Source organism: Legionella tucsonensis (assembly GCF_001468035.1).
GTDB classification, from domain to species: Bacteria; Pseudomonadota; Gammaproteobacteria; order Legionellales; family Legionellaceae; genus Legionella; species Legionella tucsonensis.
On the sequence record NZ_LNZA01000001.1, the window covers coordinates 2,625,127 to 2,640,937 of the forward strand.

Here is a 15,811-nt window from a genome sequence, read left to right on the forward strand (position 1 = left end):
AAAATGAATAAACTTCTTAAATCTTGAGTTTCTTTACCCTGCTACAATTTATGCGAATTTATACCGCAGCAGACTCAAAATGAGACTGATTAATTTGCAAAAGACGATGATAACGAGCAATACGCTCTTCAGTCAGCAGCTGACGCTGATCATCAAGTAAGTGGGCATCCAAACCTTCGCTTAACTGTCTTGCTGTTTCTAACATTACTGCAAATCGCTCAATATCAATACCAGGATTTTTTGAAGAGTGCATAAATAAACAAAGACCACGTACACTAAAAGCACCTATATTTTGCAAATCAAAAACTCCTGTTGCAGTTGCTGCTGCCAAGCTACACAAAACTGGGCCTTGGCCATTATGAAATTGATGGCGATGAAATAATTGACCTTCGCCAAAACGTAGACCAGCCGACAAAACGGTTTGTAATAATTCATATCCAGCAAATTGTCTGCTTTCCTTTGCAAGTAAAAAAATCATCAAAGTATGAGGATTATCTGTTTTTGCTGTGGTATCAACGTCTACTTTAGGTTCTAATTTAGGCTCAGGCTTGATCATTAATTTGATTTCATCTTCTTCATCCTGAGGCATCAAACGTGGTTGTGATGGTTTTGCATTCGGCTTTTTAAATACTTGCAAGTCCTCATCCACTTTTATTTTATTCTCCATAGAAGCATTGATTTTGCGTACAGCAATTATGTCATCATTATAGTTTTGTATGTTATCAGAACCCTTTTCGGTTTTTTCCAAACCAGGTTGATAACGTTCTGGACTTAAGCTCTGTCTTCGAGCTTTCATTAACCGCCCAATTGCTACGATAACACCAATTAACAACAGGACATTAAGAATTAAGCTCCAATTTGCCTGCATCATTTACTCCATAGCCAAAGCTTGTGTTACATCAACCGCAACCAAGCGAGATACTCCAGGTTCACGCATAGTTACCCCAATTAAATGATCCGCCAATTCCATTGTAACCTTATTATGTGTAATAAAAAGAAACTGTACGAATTGTGACATCTCTTTCACTAAAGCGCAAAAACGCCCCACATTTACATCATCTAAAGGTGCATCCACCTCATCTAGCATACAAAAAGGTGAAGGATTTAACTGAAAAATAGCAAAAACCAATGCCACCGCAGTCATTGCCTTCTCTCCCCCGGATAACAAATGAATCGTACTGTTTCGTTTTCCTGGAGGTTGTGCCATTACTACAATACCAGCTTCCAGCAGATTATCACAAGTCAATTCAAGCTGCGCCCTTCCTCCACCGAACAGGCGCGGAAAAAGTGCTTTGAATGAAGAATTGACCTCTTCAAAAGTATTTTCCAGACGCGAGCGGGTTTCTTTGTCCATTTTTTCAATAGCAGTTTCAAGAGTTGCCAACGCTTGATTTAAATCATTATACTGCTCATCCAAATACATTTTACGTTGTTGTTCCGTAGTAAACTCCTCAATCGCGGCGAGGTTAATAGCTCCTAAGCGTTTGATTTTCTCAGAAAGAGCAATTAATTCATCTTCACGCATGACCTGAGTCACATTCACAGGTATTTGTTCAAGTAATGCTTGCGGTAACAAACCTAACTCATCAAGAGATTCATGTACGGAGCTTGCACGCACCACTAAAGCCTGCTCTTCCATTCGAGTTTGACCTATTTGTTCTTGGATCCGTTTTACCTCAAAATCACAGTTTAAAATATTTTTCTCACAATCTTCAAGCTCTATCCTGAGCTGTGATAATTGTTCTCTACTTAAATTCAATTGCAACTCTACTTCACTATGTTTTTGCAATTGTTGCGCCAGTTGTTCTTTGAGCTCCTCTCCAGGACCTTCCGTTTGCAAACAGAGCATTGCCAGGTTTTCTAAACGTTCTTGTAAAATATTTAACCGCTCTTGCTCTCGCAAAATACGCTCATTGAGTTGCTGTATTTTATTTTTTTCTCTATCGTATTCCATCTCTGCATGATGCAGTGCAACTCGAGACTCCTCCACATGTTTATTTTTTAATGCCAAACTTTGCATTCGCTCGTGCTTTTCATGCAGACACTGTTCTTGTCGTTGCTCGGAGTCATTACATTGCTCTTCTAAAGAATGCAATTCCTCTTTTATATTGCATTGTTCTACTACTATTTCTTCTAAAATAAGCTTCAACTCTTCGAATTCAAATGCTAAAGCAGCCGCCTGTTTTTCAGAATGAATAATCGCTTGCTCATTAGTATTCAAAGAGAGGCTGTTTGTTCTTAGTGCCTCATTACTGGCATTGACATTGAGCTTTTGCAATTCAATTTCTTTTAGGCTCTTTTGAAGCTGCTGATGCGTTTCGTCACGTTCTTCCCTTAAGATATCAATCTTCTGTTGTAACTCCTGAACAACCACGGATAACTCTGTAATTTTTTGTTGTCGCGGCAAGAAACCCAACTCGTCCTGTGTCTCTGGAGTAACAAATTTCACCCATCCTTGTCCTAACCAAAAGCCGTCGGGCGTTATAATGGATTCGTATTCTGTCAATTCAGGCAACCCGCTTAATGCTTCATCAAAATTTTCCGCAATATAGATATGCTCCAAAGGATAGGCATTTGCTGGGATATCCCCTCTTATTTTATCTATAAGACGTGGATAAGACCCTGCGTTAAGCGCTCTCTTTTTCAGAGTAACAATATTTTCGCCTCGTTGTTCGCAAATTGCTCGTTGCGGCCATAGCTCATCAAACGTTTCTAAAACATATGCATGTAATGCTTCATTGAGAACTCGTTCACACGCAAATTGCCATTTCGTTTCAACGTGAAGAATATCCATCAATCTAGGTTTTTCTGACCATTCTTCAATAGGATTTTTATTGTTTTGCATACCTTGTCGTGCCGCACGCTGTGCTGCCATCAATGCAGCATGCTCACTGTTCACTTGATGAAAATCATCTTGTAACTCATGCAACTGCTGCTCTATATCTTGCAACCTTGTGCGTAATCGTTCTGTGTTCTCCTGGCTTTGTTTGAGTTGGAACTCATCAAACTCTTGATCTGCAATTAATTTAGTATGCTGATCTTCTAAGTTTTTTCGAGCCTGTTGTAAATCCGCTATAGAAATCGTTTCTTGCTCTAATTGAATCTTTTCTAATCTTAAAAGAGTTTGTTGATGTTTCTCTTCTAAATGTTGTACTTTCACCTGTGTGACTTGAAACTCTCTTTTCAGATTGCTGGCATGAGCCTGGACTTCTTGCCAACGAAGCTCCCACTCGCTCTGTTGTTCTTGCTCATTTTGCCAATTCGTTTCATGTTTTTTAAATTGAACCCTTAATTGTTCCAATCGATTTTCTAGATTATGGGCATGCTCCTGACAATGAAGTAATTCTTCTTTATCGGTTTTAAGTTGTTCTTGTGCAACCTGCCAATCATTCTGCATTTGCTGTTGATCGTATTCCAAACGTTTCTTTTCACGTATTTGCTGTTGAATGGTTTCTTCCAAACGAGCAATTTCTGTCCCCAACTGATAGAAACTTACTTGAATTTGCTGCGTTTGCTCATCCACATCATAAAGTGTTTCATTTAAAGTGGCTCGTTCTTTATTTGCTTTAGATAATGCGCTTTGCTGCTGTTCGTAACTAACCGCCAATTTTTGTATTTGGCACTGCTTTACTTCTTGCTGGACAATAAAATCTCGCCATCTGAGTGCTAAAATTTCTGCACGACATAATCTCTCTTCATCTTTGAGAACAAGATAACGTTCAGCTGCTTTAGCTTGACGTTCCAAACGTTGCAATTGTTTGTCTAATTCTTCTCGAATGTCTGCAACGCGAGTCAAATTTTCGCGTGTATGCTCAATACGTTGTAATGTCTCACGTCGTCGCTCTTTATATTTGGAAACACCTGCAGCCTCCTCAAGATGAACTCTTAAGTCCTCAGGTCTGGCTTCAATTAACTGGGAAATCGTTCCTTGGCCAATAATTGAATAACCGCGAGCTCCAGCACCGGTACCAAGAAAAATATCGGTAATATCTTTACGTCGACAACGACTGCCATTCAGATAATAAGAAGAATCACCATCGCGAGTCACTACACGCTTTATAGCGATTTCACCATAACTGGAAAAAGGCCCCGTCAAGCGTCCAAGACTGTTATCAAATACCAGTTCAACAAAAGCCTGACCTACAGATTTACGATTAGAAGAACCATTAAAAATAACATCGGTCATGGACTCACCACGCAAATTTCGTGCAGAACTTTCCCCCATAACCCAACGTACAGCATCAATAATATTTGATTTTCCACAACCATTGGGACCTACAACTGCAACCAATTGACTTGGAAAATGAACCACTGTGGGGTCTACAAAAGATTTAAAACCGGCTAATTTTAATTGCTTCAAATGCATAGGAATGGCAATTTTAAACAAAAATAAGTGAGGCATTATAACCGAGGTTGAACAGGCTATCCATATAAGTACAAAACCTCTTTCCAGTTGAGACCAGATATCGTTTTGCTAGGCAGCGATTTTTTTAAATTGGCTGAAATAGTTGGAACTGCAAAATGGTGCCATCGCATCATCATGACCAATTTTTATGGAACTATTTTAATTAACTCATTTCATAATAGCTTATTTTTATTATGAACTCAGCAAGATTGCTACCAGAATCAATGAGGAACCAAGTAATTAATACATTATAAAGTATCGCATTGGAATCATTATAAAATGTGGTTTTACCAATAGTTAAGGGATAGTAAGTAAGATCTGAAAGTGTATCAACTGGAGATTGTCCTATGAGGATAGTTTACTATCAATAGTAGAATTGCATCCCTTAAAAGCAAAATAATTTAGATAATATTAATTTTCAAAATTTAATTCATTAATCAACTGAATTATTTGTACAATATGACCCTAGAGAGCCTCTAAATTATAGACTTAATACTTGTCGCAAACCATCATCAATAGAATTTGAATCATCATCAGAAAGTGTACCTATGAAACTCTTTAATCTGCTTTTATCAACAGTACGAATTTGATCACAAACAGCAATCAACAGTGTAAATAAACGGGGTTTTTCTTACTTTTTACAGTTCCCTTAAAAATTCAGTTTTTTAGTATCAAAATTGGTAAATATATATGATTAATTATTCTTGTTAATTTATGATTAATTTCATTGAGTTATTTAACCACATGGGTACGTTATGTTAATCGGATATGCCAGAATCTCAACTGATGATCAAAATTTGAACTTACAATATGATGCTTTAAATAATGCCGGGTGTGATCGAATTATTGATGATCAAATCACCGGTAGTAAAATTCAAAGACCGGGATTAGAAGCAGCATTAGAATATGTTCGTGAAGGAGACGTTTTTGTGGTTTGGCGTATAGACCGTTTAAGTAGATCGCTTAAAGATTTGATTGAAATGATCACCCTACTCGATTCAAAAAAATTGGTCTTAAAAGTTTGCGGGAATCAATTGATACCTCTTCAAGCTCTGGAAAATTAATATTTAATAAATAGTCTAAAATTCAAAAGTTATGCTTATAGGAGATTTATCATGGTTAATCATAAACACATAGTTATGTTGATTATTATTTTAATCGCAATTGCCTTATTTATATTTAATTAAAGAGAGTATCTTTTTAATACACTGAATCTGGGATGGCTACGCATTGGTAATCTACTATACCTATCCTATATCAATGAGGTGTACTCTAACTATCTTGGTTTAGGTGTGGTATGAAAATATGATAAAGAAAAGCGCACCGGAGTGCGCAAAATTAAGATGAAGCAATAATTTGAAAATTACGAACATGAGCTAGAACACCATTTTCCCATCCTCCTGCAATCAAATGTTCCGCGTTTTTTTGTAGCATCGAGGCAACCTGGCCCGCAAAATGCTCATTCTGAGCAGCTTTATCATGAAAGGCATCAAATATAGCGTACGTATTTTTGTCAGCTTTTAAAGCAATCCAAAAATAAGTTTTTGGTTCTATTGTATTAATAAGTTGAGAGCCATCTTTTAATAAGCGTTCTAACTCATGGGATTTACCTGGATTTGCCTTAAAAACAATATAAGAAGCTTCCTTAGCAGTCAAAATCATATTCACGTTAAAGTTATTAGAGGCAATGACGTCGTAATTAATTATATTAGGTAACACACCTTGCTCCCACCCTCCTACTACTAATTGTGAAGCACTTTCTTTTAAAGCATTGGCAACTTTACCTGCAAAATGCTGCTCCCTTCCTTTTTCATTAAGAAAGATATCAAAAATAGCAAGATGATTATCTTCTTTTAACGCAAACCAAAGTGCAGTATTAGGTTCAGTTTGTCGCACAAGTTGAGCACCCTTCTTAAGAAATTCTTCAAAATTTGACATGGAGCCTTGTTTGCTTTCCATATTGATATAAGCAGCTTTATTAATGTTAGTGGCTTTGATTGTCATGGTTGTTTTACTCGCAAGTTAGAAGTTATTAATCCAAAAGTAAGAGCACAAATAGTTAATATTTCATAAATATCCTTGTCCACATATCTACTGATAGATAGACAAGTTAAATAAAAAAAATTAAAGTTTTCTTTTAATATATTGTTTCACTGTTTCAACATAGGAAATATCCTCATACAATCTTGCCATCAGCAAGCCCCCTTCTAGTTGAACTAGTATATACCTAGAAAATTCCTCGGGCTGACCAGTGTCTAGTCTTTGTTTATCAGAAATCCCTTCGCTGATTGCTTCTTTTATCCAATTTTCCAAAACATTAAAAAAAGTTCGGACTTTAACTTTAACCTTTTCTGTTAATGAAATTACATCTGAGGCAAGCATACCACCCAAACACATTTTCATCTCATCATGCAAAGTCAAAGAAATCACTTTATCTACTAAGTTCAATAACTTTTGCTGTAAAGACAAAGAGGAATTGCATTGCAGTTCATTTAAAAACAATGACAGCCGATTCAATTGCCAGTCTATTACAGCAGCAGCCAGGTCCTCCTTGGCCGGATAATAATAATGAATACTTGACGTTTTAATGCCCACCACCTGAGCAATGTCTTTATAACTAAAAGCGTTATAACCCATCTTTTGGATTAAGCTTTCTGCTGTGGTTAGTATCCTTTCTTGCATCATTGTAATTTTCATAAGCAGCATACTATCTATCAGTAGATAGTATGTCAATCTATTTGTTGTTTTTTTAATAGATTTATCAATCTTTTATTTTTCTGATTATAGCTATACAAGTTTATTAAGTCTTAATAAGTTAAAATTAATGGACTTTGATTTATGTAATGAGTTTTACAACATTGATTTTATGGTAAATTATAAATGCCAAAACATAACTTACCCAGTTCACAAACCCATCAAAATAGGGAGCAAATATTAGGATTGATTTGACAAGCAAATGAACAAAGATATAATTCTGCCATTTAGTAAAAATGGATAGATAATGACACGTTTACTCAATAAATCACTCACCTTAATTATACTTGGTGCTGCGTTTCTTTTTTCCAATCCAATTTTTGCAGTTCCACCAAATCTGACTTTAGTTAAAAATGAACTCAAGAATTATTATGATTCAGGCCTTTATCAAAGAGAGTTAACACAAGTTATTAAAAAAGCACAAAAATATATTGCTCAACAAGCCGAAATAAATCAAAAAGAAAAATCACCTAAAAAATTGGCTCTGATTTTAGATATTGATGAAACCAGCTTATCAAATTATAACTATATGATTAAACGTGATTTTGGTGGAAATCGCAAACAATTTCACAAAGACATAATGGCGGCTAATGCTCCGGTAATTAAGCCTATGCTTGCCTTGTATCATGATGCGCGCAAACATGGTATCAACGTATTTTTTATTACGGGAAGAAATGAAACTGAGCGAGGAGCAACAGAGAAAAATTTACACGAAGCAGGTTATTCTGAGTGGTCAGGCCTGTTTTTGCGCCCCAATAATTACTCCGCTAAATCAATTATTCCATTCAAGTCAAGCACACGAAAAATGATTACAAAAAAAGGCTACACCATCGTAGCATCTATAGGGGATCAGTGCAGTGATCTTAAGGGCGGGTATGCCCAACAGGTATTTAAATTACCCAATCCCTTTTATTATTTACCTTAAATAAGGTAGACACTCTGATTACTGCTTATGGGAGTTGTGCATAATATCCTAAGTTTTTTTAGGACTATCAGGCGCCATTTGATTTGTATCCTGATGGACTAAATCTTTCAAAACAAGTGACATCAACAATTGAATTTGTTGCTCATACATAGTTCGCTCATATCCGCCTTCTAATCCCCAATATATTTTTTCAATATGATTTTTATTTTCTTGATACAGTGTAAATAAGCTTTCATAAAAATAGGTTAAGTCCTTTGAGTTAAAACGAGTTTTTTGTGCCTCAGTAGCCCTCATTAATTTGCCATCAACATACTTTCCACAATACGCTGTTTCTTCTTCATGAGAATCCCAACCTGTGGGTAAAAATAGAGCTACTTTTTGATGATTTTTTTTGGCCTGTTCTAATTGCTCCTCAATTTTCTCTATTGCAAAAACCAAAGCAGGATGTACTGAACCTGATTTACGTAAGGTGAGACTCAAATCTACTGCAAAATATTCTAAATTTTCTCGTTGCCACAATTGAATTTCTTGTCCTACATTTTTTCCACTCTTTTTGAAAGCCTCAGTAATAAACACAGCATCTTGTTGAGGATAAACTCTTGAGTCAAAAACGTCTATATGACATATATCCATATTTGAGGCAGAATTCATTAAAACTTCGCATAAACCATTGTCTCGATTGACATCAGTCCCAACAATTATATTTTTCAATGGCTTACTCGATAAACTTTGCACGTATTTAATTAATATTGCTGATTTATTTAAAATGCAAAAGCCACTTCCTTCGTCACTAAACGCATGGTGTGTAGGCAAACCAAAAGAAAAATGTACTTTTCCAAAGTGAAATAAAGTCATTGCAATATCTTTAATCAATACCTCAAGTACTCCTGGTGTAATAAGAATGTCAGGAGATAATTGTTTCCATCCTTTTTGTTGCGCTTGAATACAATAAATTATGAGTTCCTGTATATATTCTTGTGTATGTACTGCCAGTAACGCGCGCAGAAGTCCATCTTTTTCAGGAAATTGAGCAAAATGCGCCAATGCCACTTCCGCATTGCCCTTCTTCATTGCGGAAAATAATTGATTCCAGTGTGTAGGTAACTCCACAACATCTGTAGTGACAACAGGTAACAAAGAATCTGTAGATTGAGTCTCTACAATCACCTGAGTCATATGCTTTAAGCGCTTAAATTGGTCTTCATCGGCGCCCGCAGGCATGTTATGCATTTGCTCTATATCTTTTGCAGAGGGAATTTGAATACAGCATTCTTGATTTTTTTCTTTATGTACATCAGTAGAGCTCTTATGTCTAAAGAAATATTTATGCTTCATCATCATTTACCCATAGGAAAACAAAGAGAAAAGAAGCTCTGCTCAAAAGCAAAAACTCCTACCATATTTCATAGATTATAGAGTCTGACCTGATGATGCAATGAGGAAAAGATCAAATTAACTTAATGCAGCAAAGTTATAAGATGAAGGTTCATCATAATTCTCAACGCCTTCTTTAATATCCATAAGCTCTTGAGATAAGCCTTTACGCCCTCCTGACTCAATTGCTTTAGGACCTGCAAAAAATGTTAATCCGATCCCAGAGGCAGCAGCTAAAGAAGATGCGATGCCGAAAACAAATTCTGTTTCAAATAAACTTAGACCTAAGGCAAAACCCCAAGCACTGAGCACCGAACTCGAACCAAAAGTCGTTATAAAACCAACAACGCTGGCACTAATGAGTAATGCCCCAAGCACAATAAGAAGACCACCTAAAACTTGTTTCCCAATAGAGTTATTTCCTGATGCATATTCAGCAATCTCTCCCAAACGTTTTGCAGCCTGTTTATCTGTAGGATTAACTAAAACATCATTCAGAATAAAAACAGCGCGCCCATAAAAATGATAATCAATTTCCTCGTTTTTTTGCTTTTTCATTTTTACTTCTGCATCAATTAAATTGACTGCATTGATTATGTGCTTTTGCAGTGCAGCAGGGCGAATAGGCGTATTCTGAGTAATAAAAGCAAATCCATTATTAAGAATTTGTTCTTCTACATTAGGCAAATGTTGCTCTTGGATTGCAAAATATCCGGGCATACTTTGTATATTACTTGCAAACCAAGCACTCGCATTATAATTGGTTTGCATTGGATAAGGTAAATCACCATACTGAGCAACATGGGTACTTTCAATAAGACTTCCTAAGATCTTCTCAAACTCAACATCCTTTTTTTCTTGTTTTACCTTAAGGTACATATCCCATAAAAAACCACACAAACGAAGATAATTCGCTCGATGAATTTGGTTTGTGTGCTCAGGAGCATATCCTTCTGGATAGATAGTCAATTGATTCAAATAGCGAACAGCGAGCAGACCTATACGCACCTGGGGAGAAAGACCGGTCAAATGATTATCTTCATAATGAATCAGTGCTTCCCAAATTTTATTGGTCAACGTCTGCACTGATGCCCAAGGATTTTCTTGTAATGTTTGTAAAAATAACTGAGCAGCAGGAATATGCTTTTTTAACCAGGCTCGACGAGAAGATAACTGCTGCAAGCTCGCTTGAGCTTCGTTAATTTTACGTTCATAAGGTGCCATACTTCTTTTGAGCTCATCACGCTCCTTGAATAAACTATTTAATCTGAATTGCAACCTGTATGTATTTAAAACCTGAATAGAGCTCCCATAATAATCAACCCTTGGATAGATGATATTTGAAGGCATACCTAGATTCAAATCCATCTGCTGCTCTATAAAGGAAATACTTGAATTTAGAGAGCTTAATTGTTTTTGGAGAGGTTTAAGATATTGCTGCTGCTCTTTAATGAATTGTGAGTTTTCAGATATTTGCAGCTCGATTGGAGTTAATTCTGCTTGCCAGGACAAAAGATCCGCGTAATTGTAAACAACAGGATTAACTGAAGGCATAATGATCCTCGCAAAGTGGGTTGCATTATAAAGCGTGGTCGATTATACCCGGTGAGAACTATTGATTCAATTATTGCATTTTATATTCATAAAAAAGACTGCTGTCACTTCATTTGTTCTTCATAGTGCATTCATTAAGATATAGCTTTGCATCCAGGCAAAGAGATACAATAGGAACAGTTCCTAAAATTTTTAAGGCACTGGTTAATGAGTATCCCAAAAACCTTTGGATCCTATTTTTTTCCTTTTATTTTAATTACAGCCATTTTACTTGGGGGCGTAGTTGGTTACTTTTTTGGAACAATTACCCCATACCTAAAACCTTTTGGGGAGATTTTTCTTAACCTAATTTTTACGGCAATTATTCCTTTGATTTTCTTTAGCGTTTCTTCGGCGATAGCTCGGGTCGGCTCTATGGGCAAACTGGGTAAGATCGCTTTTTATATGGCAATTGTTTTTTTATTTACAGGAATCGTAGCAGCAGTTTATTCTCTTTTTATTGTCAGCCTGTTTCCTCCAGCTCAAGGCGTTGCCTTACCGCTTAATGTTCCAGAAAAAACCACTACCTTGAGTTTCTTCGATCAAATTGCTGGTATTTTTACTGTTCCTGAGTTTAGCGAGCTTCTTTCGCATCAGCATATTTTGGCACTCATTATCTTTTCAATATTAGTAGGCTTAGCTGCATCAAATACCAATGAAAAAGGAAAAGCATTTATTGATTTTTTAAAAGCAGGCGAAGAAGTTTTTATGCGTGTTTTTACTTTGATTATGTATTATGCGCCACTTGGTTTTTTTGCCTATTTTGCAGTTTTGGTTCATGACTTAGGTCCTCAATTGATGGCGAATTACCTTCGAATTGCTGTTCTTTATTATACATTTGGAATCATTTATTTTTCTATTGCCTTCACACTATTTGCCTATTTAGCTGGAAGAACTCAAGGTATAAAATTATTTTGGAGCAGCATTTTTCTACCTGTTGTAACATCAATCGCCACGTGCAGTAGTGCTGCCAGTCTCCCTGCTAATTTAATAGCAGCAAAAAAAATGCGAGTCCCTCCTGAAATTTATGAAACCGTAATTCCTCTGGGAACCATCATTCATAAAAATGGCTCTGTAATAGGCGGGGTTTTCAAGATTGCTTTTTTATTCGGAATCTTTCACTTAAATTTTTCAAGTCCGAGTGTACTGCTTACTGCTTTAGGAGTTTCTTTATTAGTTGGTACAGTAATGGGAGCAATTCCTAGTGGAGGAATGCTTGGTGAATTACTTATACTTAATGTATATGGCTTTCCTCCTTCAGTTTTAATAGCAATAGCTGCAATTAGTATTATTATTGATCCTCTTGCGACTATGCTTAATGTAACATGCAACAGCGTAAGCAGTATGATGATTGCACGTCTTGTGGAAGGGAAAAAATGGTTAACATGCTCGTAACTGGATAAGTTACGTGATTTATTAAAAAGGCAAATTATGAATCAACCCTATAAAAAATTATGGCGCTCACGTAAAGATCGAAAAATTGCTGGTGTATGCGGTGGTTTAGGAGTTTATTTTGGTGTCGATCCCGTATGGATGAGAATTATTTTTGTGATTTTCTTCCTCATCGGAGGCACAGCACTTATCGCATACCTCATACTATGGCTCATTATTCCTTTAGAGCCTGAAGACTGGCAAGATGCATAGCTTGGCTGCCTAAATTTAGTGAGAGAAATGGCTCAAAGAAACCCTATAAGCGAAAGAGACTCTCTATTGAAAGACCATTGTATGTAATAATAGATTCTTCCCTGCGACATACGTGCTTGATATGGGACGCTCTTTTTTCCTTTTTCATATAGGCAAGCATTTTTCAGTGCCTCTACATCACTAATTAACTATTTCTGCAAAGGGTTGCTGAAGTTATTCTCTTGTGACAATCAGCCAAACATATGAGTGGTAAAGACTTGAGAAAATTAGGACCTTCTGAAAGTTTAAAATACCAAAAATCTGCTTGAGCAAGGATTAGAGTCATGTCAACATAAAAAATGTCGATCATCTAGTAATAATGACTTTTTATACAAATCCTGACCAGATAGACCTAGACTTATGGCAGCTATTATAGCCAGCCAATTGCAACTCCTAGTAGTACAGCAGGATTCAAAGTTATAACCCTCATAAAAAGAAGCGTCCCCAAGACCATTCCTGCAGCACCCGAAACAAGAGCTCAAGCCCCACCAATAGCAACCCGGCTATCAGTATGAAAAAAGAAACTCTACTATCTTTAAAAAGCGTACTGCCAAAATTGCAGCCTAAAAAGGCCATTGATTCTCTCGATACCAATGCCTCAGCTAATGATGAATGTTTCCTTAATAGTACACGATAAAAATTTGCAAGCTCCCCTTGTGTAATTACTCTAGCAAATAAATTAAAGGAATTATGCCTTAAGTAAGATAGTTTTTATAAAAGAACATTGATTTTATAGCTCTGGGAACATCATCCCAGAGCAAAACTGCTTATAATTCATGTTGAGATAGAACAAAACAGCATGCATTTAAAATCGCCGCGATTCTAAGTACCGATTGAACTGCAACTTTATTCAACTCATGTTCCAACAACTGCTTAACGTGTGAGTGAATGCACATACCACAACCATTGATTGCAGATACTGCCAAAGCAAATAACTCAAAATCAACTTTAGGTACCCCAGGATTTAACATACCATTCATACGCAAATTAGCAGAAAGTGATGCAAGTTCCTTATTTTCTGCCAAATGAATTGCACGATAATATACATTATTCATTGCCATCAGAGCCGCCGCCGTTTTTGCTGCATGCTCCAATTCAGAAGTGATATAGGATGCCCCCTCTGTTTTAATAGCATCAATAATATGCTTATCTTTCAATGTGTATGCGACAGCTAATGCAGTTCCGTAAAATTGAGTTTCTGTTAAACCGGTTTGTCCAATATTGCCAAATAGGTTACTAACATTAAGACGAATGTCTTTAGCAAAATCCGGTATCACTTGTTTCAACTGTTCTATAGACATATAACACTCCTTTTCAGAAGTCCTCATATTTATAAGAACTTCTGAATTTTTGTTTGGATTATAATGTTTCACCACCAACAGGACGGTTACAAGGACATAATTCATCGGTTTGCAAAGCATCCAAAATACGTAATATTTCTTGAGGATTACGACCAACATTTAATGAGTTGACACTTGCATGTTGGATCACATTGTTCGGGTCAATAATAAAAGTTGCTCTTAAAGCACACCCACTTTCTTCGTCTCTAACACCAAACCCGTTAGTCAATTTCCCATGAACATCAGCAAAGCTGTATTGATCTAATTTATTTAAATCCTTGTGCTCTCTTCGCCAAGCTAACTTGACAAACTCATTATCTGTACTTCCACCTAGTACTACTGTATCTCTATCATTGAATTCACTGTTTAATTTCGCAAACTCCACAATTTCTGTTGGACATACGAAAGTAAAATCTTTTGGGTAGAAAAAAAGTACTTTCCATTTACCAGGAAAACTACTTTGAGTAATCACCTCAAAAGCACTCACACCATTTTCTTCATGATTATTAAAGCCGGGTTTTGCTGCAACAATAGAAAACTCTGGAATTTTTTGACCTACAGTTAGCATAAATTTCTCCTCAGTTCGTTTATTTCAATTAAATTATAGTTATGATGTATAATTATTTAAAATGAATAAAATAGATAACTTTAATCGGAAAAATCGATGAGAAAATTAATCAGTCTTAAACAGCTGCATTACTTAATTACACTATATGACCATCAACATTTTGGTCGCGCTGCTGCAGCATGTTTTATTAGTCAATCGACTTTAAGTGCAGCAATCACAAGTCTTGAGGAGACCTTAGAGGCACAACTTCTTGAACGCGATCATAAAACGTTTTTATTCACACCCTTAGGCGAAGAAATTGTTCGTCGTAGTCGACTCATTATTGAGCAAAGCAATGATTTAGTGGATTACGCACAAAACCAAGGGAAAGTAATGCAAGGTAAGTTTTATCTTGGGGTTATTCCTACCATTGCTCCTTTTATTTTAAGTGAACTACAAAATCTGTGTCAGCAACTCTATCCGGAACTCACCTTATTCATCAGAGAAGACACTACAGAAAACGTTTTGAACTATTTAAGTGAAGGCAAACTTGACCTTGTTATTTTAGCGCTTCCGTATCCAACCCAAGATTTTCAAACACACGTATTATGCAAAGATTATTTTAAGCTTGTCTTACCTAAGACATGGTCGCATAAAGGATTTGACAAAGAAATTAATAAACTACCTGAAAACAGTATTTTTCTTCTTGAGAAAGAACACTGTTTGACAGGTCATGCATTACAAGCATGTCAATTAAAAGAAAGCAAAAAAATCAATCATTTTTTTGCCACCAGTTTACATACGTTAATCCAAATGGTAAGCCATCAACCCGGCATTACTTTTTTACCTAATCTTGCGATTAATAGCGGCATTCTTACAGGTACTGATTTAATCTCATTTCCTTTAAAAAGGAATCATGCTTATAGAGAAATTGGCGTAGCCTGGCGCCCTACCTCTCATAAAACACAGAACTACATTCTATTGACGGAGTTGATTAAACAGGTTGTTGTTAACAAATGTGATGATACTTTGTCTACTAGCATTAAAGGCTTGACTTCATGAATCAATTCTCCCCATATCTTTTAGTGTCTGATTTACTTAAAATAGAATCCATGTAGAAAATGAATGATTATAATTCTAAATTAGGAAACTCTTCTTAAATAAAACGCAATGCATTATAGTTCTCCCAA

14 protein-coding genes are annotated in these 15,811 nt (G+C 36.1%); 5 read left to right on the forward strand and 9 right to left on the reverse strand.

Translation table 11 applies throughout. The annotated features are described in order from the left end of the window. Positions 1-58: 58 nt before the first annotated feature. From Ltuc_RS11620 to Ltuc_RS15095, 3 genes are all read right to left on the reverse strand, one after another. The gene (locus Ltuc_RS11620) at positions 59-868 is read right to left on the reverse strand and encodes a cell division protein ZipA C-terminal FtsZ-binding domain-containing protein (RefSeq protein ID WP_058521416.1); all 810 of its coding nucleotides are present in this window, start codon (positions 866-868) and stop codon (positions 59-61) included. Between the two features lie 3 nt (positions 869-871). Next, on the reverse strand, positions 872-4,366 hold the full coding sequence (gene smc / locus Ltuc_RS11625) for a chromosome segregation protein SMC (RefSeq protein WP_058521673.1): 3,495 nt from the start codon (positions 4,364-4,366) through the stop codon (positions 872-874). Positions 4,367-4,886: 520 nt separating this feature from the next. Continuing rightward, positions 4,887-5,012 (reverse strand): type II toxin-antitoxin system PemK/MazF family toxin, encoded by a 126-nt coding sequence (locus tag Ltuc_RS15095; RefSeq protein WP_238584117.1) that lies wholly within the window; start codon positions 5,010-5,012, stop codon positions 4,887-4,889. A 148-nt stretch (positions 5,013-5,160) separates the two neighbouring features. Between Ltuc_RS15095 and Ltuc_RS11630 the strand changes: the two genes are divergently transcribed. Next, positions 5,161-5,469 (forward strand): recombinase family protein, encoded by a 309-nt coding sequence (locus Ltuc_RS11630; protein WP_238584118.1) that lies wholly within the window; start codon positions 5,161-5,163, stop codon positions 5,467-5,469. 274 nt (positions 5,470-5,743) lie between these two features. Here the strand turns inward: Ltuc_RS11630 and Ltuc_RS11635 are convergent, their stop codons facing one another. Both Ltuc_RS11635 and Ltuc_RS11640 read right to left on the reverse strand, forming a co-directional pair. After that, positions 5,744-6,409 carry a putative quinol monooxygenase gene (locus Ltuc_RS11635; RefSeq protein WP_058521417.1) on the reverse strand — a complete coding sequence of 222 codons (666 nt, stop codon included), beginning with the start codon at positions 6,407-6,409 and terminating at the stop codon, positions 5,744-5,746. Positions 6,410-6,529: 120 nt separating this feature from the next. Then, positions 6,530-7,102, reverse strand: a complete 573-nt coding sequence (locus Ltuc_RS11640; RefSeq protein ID WP_058521674.1) for a TetR/AcrR family transcriptional regulator — start codon at positions 7,100-7,102, stop codon at positions 6,530-6,532. Between the two features lie 304 nt (positions 7,103-7,406). On the opposite strand from Ltuc_RS11640, the gene Ltuc_RS11645 reads away from it, so the two are divergent. Then, positions 7,407-8,084, forward strand: a complete 678-nt coding sequence (locus Ltuc_RS11645; RefSeq protein ID WP_058521418.1) for an HAD family acid phosphatase — start codon at positions 7,407-7,409, stop codon at positions 8,082-8,084. Between the two features lie 48 nt (positions 8,085-8,132). Here the strand turns inward: Ltuc_RS11645 and Ltuc_RS11650 are convergent, their stop codons facing one another. Together Ltuc_RS11650 and Ltuc_RS11655 are read right to left on the reverse strand one after the other, a co-directional pair. Beyond that, positions 8,133-9,422 (reverse strand): acetylpolyamine aminohydrolase, encoded by a 1,290-nt coding sequence (locus Ltuc_RS11650; RefSeq protein ID WP_133138306.1) that lies wholly within the window; start codon positions 9,420-9,422, stop codon positions 8,133-8,135. 114 nt (positions 9,423-9,536) lie between these two features. Then, the gene (locus tag Ltuc_RS11655) at positions 9,537-11,012 is read right to left on the reverse strand and encodes a hypothetical protein (RefSeq protein ID WP_058521419.1); all 1,476 of its coding nucleotides are present in this window, start codon (positions 11,010-11,012) and stop codon (positions 9,537-9,539) included. Positions 11,013-11,219: 207 nt separating this feature from the next. Between Ltuc_RS11655 and Ltuc_RS11660 the strand changes: the two genes are divergently transcribed. Both Ltuc_RS11660 and Ltuc_RS11665 read left to right on the forward strand, forming a co-directional pair. Then, on the forward strand, positions 11,220-12,446 hold the full coding sequence (locus tag Ltuc_RS11660) for a dicarboxylate/amino acid:cation symporter (RefSeq protein ID WP_058521420.1): 1,227 nt from the start codon (positions 11,220-11,222) through the stop codon (positions 12,444-12,446). 36 nt (positions 12,447-12,482) lie between these two features. After that, positions 12,483-12,695, forward strand: coding sequence for a PspC domain-containing protein (locus Ltuc_RS11665; RefSeq protein ID WP_058521421.1), 213 nt, complete (start codon positions 12,483-12,485; stop codon positions 12,693-12,695). 806 nt (positions 12,696-13,501) lie between these two features. Here Ltuc_RS11665 and Ltuc_RS11670 read toward each other — a convergent pair. Beyond that, the gene (locus tag Ltuc_RS11670; protein WP_058521422.1) at positions 13,502-14,035 is read right to left on the reverse strand and encodes a carboxymuconolactone decarboxylase family protein; all 534 of its coding nucleotides are present in this window, start codon (positions 14,033-14,035) and stop codon (positions 13,502-13,504) included. Positions 14,036-14,093: 58 nt separating this feature from the next. Next, positions 14,094-14,642: a peroxiredoxin gene (locus tag Ltuc_RS11675; protein ID WP_058521423.1), complete on the reverse strand. Its 549-nt coding sequence runs from the start codon at positions 14,640-14,642 to the stop codon at positions 14,094-14,096. A gap of 96 nt (positions 14,643-14,738) precedes the next feature. Between Ltuc_RS11675 and Ltuc_RS11680 the strand changes: the two genes are divergently transcribed. Then, complete coding sequence (locus Ltuc_RS11680) at positions 14,739-15,683, forward strand: hydrogen peroxide-inducible genes activator (protein WP_058521424.1); 945 nt, start codon at positions 14,739-14,741, stop codon at positions 15,681-15,683. The last annotated feature ends 128 nt before the right edge of the window (positions 15,684-15,811 follow it).

What these genes read in the sequence shown, in the direction of transcription:
- Ltuc_RS11620 (WP_058521416.1), bottom strand. Translation starts at nt 868, where the DNA reads ATGCAGGCAAATTGGAGCTTAATTCTTAATGTCCTGTTGTTAATTGGT.
- smc (WP_058521673.1), bottom strand. Translation starts at nt 4,366, where the DNA reads ATGCATTTGAAGCAATTAAAATTAGCCGGTTTTAAATCTTTTGTAGAC.
- Ltuc_RS11630 (WP_238584118.1), top strand. Translation starts at nt 5,161, where the DNA reads ATGTTAATCGGATATGCCAGAATCTCAACTGATGATCAAAATTTGAAC.
- Ltuc_RS11635 (WP_058521417.1), bottom strand. Translation starts at nt 6,409, where the DNA reads ATGACAATCAAAGCCACTAACATTAATAAAGCTGCTTATATCAATATG.
- Ltuc_RS11640 (WP_058521674.1), bottom strand. Translation starts at nt 7,102, where the DNA reads ATGAAAATTACAATGATGCAAGAAAGGATACTAACCACAGCAGAAAGC.
- Ltuc_RS11645 (WP_058521418.1), top strand. Translation starts at nt 7,407, where the DNA reads ATGACACGTTTACTCAATAAATCACTCACCTTAATTATACTTGGTGCT.
- Ltuc_RS11650 (WP_133138306.1), bottom strand. Translation starts at nt 9,422, where the DNA reads ATGATGAAGCATAAATATTTCTTTAGACATAAGAGCTCTACTGATGTA.
- Ltuc_RS11655 (WP_058521419.1), bottom strand. Translation starts at nt 11,012, where the DNA reads ATGCCTTCAGTTAATCCTGTTGTTTACAATTACGCGGATCTTTTGTCC.
- Ltuc_RS11660 (WP_058521420.1), top strand. Translation starts at nt 11,220, where the DNA reads ATGAGTATCCCAAAAACCTTTGGATCCTATTTTTTTCCTTTTATTTTA.
- Ltuc_RS11665 (WP_058521421.1), top strand. Translation starts at nt 12,483, where the DNA reads ATGAATCAACCCTATAAAAAATTATGGCGCTCACGTAAAGATCGAAAA.
- Ltuc_RS11670 (WP_058521422.1), bottom strand. Translation starts at nt 14,035, where the DNA reads ATGTCTATAGAACAGTTGAAACAAGTGATACCGGATTTTGCTAAAGAC.
- Ltuc_RS11675 (WP_058521423.1), bottom strand. Translation starts at nt 14,642, where the DNA reads ATGCTAACTGTAGGTCAAAAAATTCCAGAGTTTTCTATTGTTGCAGCA.
- Ltuc_RS11680 (WP_058521424.1), top strand. Translation starts at nt 14,739, where the DNA reads ATGAGAAAATTAATCAGTCTTAAACAGCTGCATTACTTAATTACACTA.